General features: G+C 72.4%; 1 protein-coding gene. It reads right to left on the minus strand.

Annotated features, from left to right (window positions below; genetic code table 11):
- A partial coding sequence (locus RIF89_RS13800) for a DUF5979 domain-containing protein (RefSeq protein ID WP_309069658.1) occupies window positions 1–2,564 on the minus strand: 2,564 nt, incomplete at both ends.

Below are 2,564 nucleotides of genomic sequence, written 5' to 3' on the forward strand. Positions count from 1 at the left end.
GTAGGAGCACACCACGCGCACCGCGAACGGCCCGTCGCCGTAGTCGGCGGCGCCGTCGCCCGTGACCGTCTTGAGCACCGACAGCGTGCCGGCCTCGTAGCGGTTGGTGACCAGCGCGCTGCTGTCGGCCCCGACCCGCACCTGCGCGGTGCCGTCGCCGGCGTCCTGAACGCCCTCGCCCGTGATGGAGACGGACGCGGCCTCGTCGGAGTCGATCTCCGTCACGTCGCACGTCGATCCCACGGGGATCGTGCCGGCGGTGATCGTCCGGGTCTCGCCCGCGGCGAGCGTGAACGCCCTGTCGGTCTCCGCCAGCTGCACCGCGAGGCCCGTGCTCGTCGTGCACGAGAGCTCGAAGCCGAACGGCCCGAATCCGCCGACGGTCGCCGCGGTGTCGACCGCCTTCGAGATGCGCAGCGAGCCGTAGTCGTACGCGTTCGCGACGGTGACGCGCTGCTCGTCCGGGGCGTCGCCCGGCTGCAGGATGCGCACGGTGGCGGGCAGGCCGGAGCGACGGGTCTCGCCGAACTCGCCCACCTCACCCTGCTCGTCGACCGTGCACTCTGCGCCGAGCGGGATGCCGGTCACGGTGGCGGGCCTGTCGGGCGCGACGCTCAGCGTCGCCTGCGGGCCGAGGTCGAGCGAGGTCCCCGCCGCCGTGCACGACACGTCGACACGGAACTCGGCCGGCGCGTAGGCGGCGGCCTCGCCCTCGACGACCTTCGCGACGTCGAGCTCGCCCGCCACCAGGGTGACGCCGGCCTTCACGGGGGCGCGATCGAGGGTGCGGCCGCTCTGCAGCACGGCGTGTGCGCCGAACTGATTCCACGCGAACTGGTCCTCGACCGGAACCTCGATCGGTGCGCGGCTCGGGTCTTCCTCCGTGGCGGGAGCGTTGACCGTCTGGTAGCGGACCGTCACCCCGGCACCGGGTGCGAGCACGCCGCCGGCCGCGGTGCGGAAGTCGAACTGCACGCGCAGGCCGGTGACCTCCGACCAGTCGCCCGAGAAGGCGGTCGCGTCGGTCCAGGAGTCGGCCGAGCACGTGGGGTCGTCGCGCCATGCGCGACCGTCCGCGCCCACGCAGACGTCGTCGCCGGTGGAGACCTGCCAGACGATCGTCGTGCCCTCCGGTGCGTCGATCTGCAGACCGGCGGCGCCGTCCAGGATCGGGCGGAACGTCGAGCCTCGCGACGACCCGGTGGCCAGCATCACGTCGCCCGGCACGGGCAGCGGCTCGGCCACGACCAGCGAGGTGTACGGGTCGGTGCCGCTGTTGATGGTCTCGAGCTTCCACGCGTCCGTCGCGCCCACCACGGTGTTCGCGGCGCACGGCGTGCGGTAGTAGCCCTCGGCGTCGGCGAAGCAGGAGCCGCCGGCGTTGGTGGTGTTCACCGCGCCGTCGACCAGCTCGCCGTTCACCTCGCCCTTGACGCCCTTGTAGACAGCGAGCGAGGCGCCCGGCACGGGCTCGACGTAGTTCGTCGTGCCGCAGGCGTTCTCCGCGCGGCCGGGCTGCACGCCCTGGCCGTTGCCGGACGTGTTCGTGCAGGCGCTGAGCGGCTGGGCCGTGGTCACCACGAACCCGTTCGTCGCCCGCTCGTCCTGACGCAGGCCGGGCTTGAGCACGATGCCCAGCGTGATCGAGTACGACTCGCCGGGCGCCATGCGCGTCGCGCCGGCGGGCCACTCGAACGAGAGCTTCCGCGTGGCGGCGTCGTAGCTGTACGTCGGCTCGAGCGACAGGCGACCGCCCTCGGAGGTCGAGTAGACAGGCTCCTCGGAGAAGTCGACGTCGAGGGAGGCGGGAAGCGTGTCGACGAGCTGGTCGACCGCGAGGTAGCCGGATCCGGTGTTCGTGAACCGCAGGGTCCACGGCACGGTCTGGCCCGCCTCGACGGTGTGCCGGTTGTCCAGCGGCGTCTTCTCGACGCTCAGCGCGTACGTGCCCGTCAGCAGCGCGATGTCATCGGATGCCCGATCCTCGACGGCCGGATAGACGTCGGCGTCACCCCGCGAGGAGCGCGTCGTGATGTCGTTGGACACCGTGCTGGGGAACACGATCTCCTCGTCCGTGCCGCGCACCGCGTCCCGCAGCGCGACGGTCAGATCGGCGCGCGCCGTCCAGCCCTCGGGCGGGGCGGTGCGGGAGAACACGCCGCCGTCGGGACGCGTGAACACGAAGCGGAGACCCGTGATCTCCTCGGCAGGGACGTCCGGGAGCGCGCCGGTCGCGGCGGGCGTGCCCGTGACCCACTCACCGTCGTGCTGAACGTCGACGCGCACCTGGTCGGCCCCACGGGGCAGCTGCACGCCGTCGACGGAGACCAGGCGGAAGCGGCTCCAGAAGTCCTGGTCGACGTCCTCGATCACGACCTCCTGCGTCGCCACCGTCGCGTCGCCGTCGGTCGCCTCGAGCGCGACCTTCACCGGAAGCGCGCGGTCCTTCTCGAGCAGGGAGCTGGGCGAGATGGTCTTCGCCGCGGTGACGTCGAGCACACCGTCGAGAAGCCGCACGCCGGCGTTCGCATCGTCGTAGGCCGTGGCGTCGGGGAACAGCACGG

The sequence above is a fragment of the Microbacterium sp. genome, from assembly GCF_031178525.1.
Classification (GTDB): domain Bacteria; phylum Actinomycetota; class Actinomycetes; order Actinomycetales; family Microbacteriaceae; genus Microbacterium.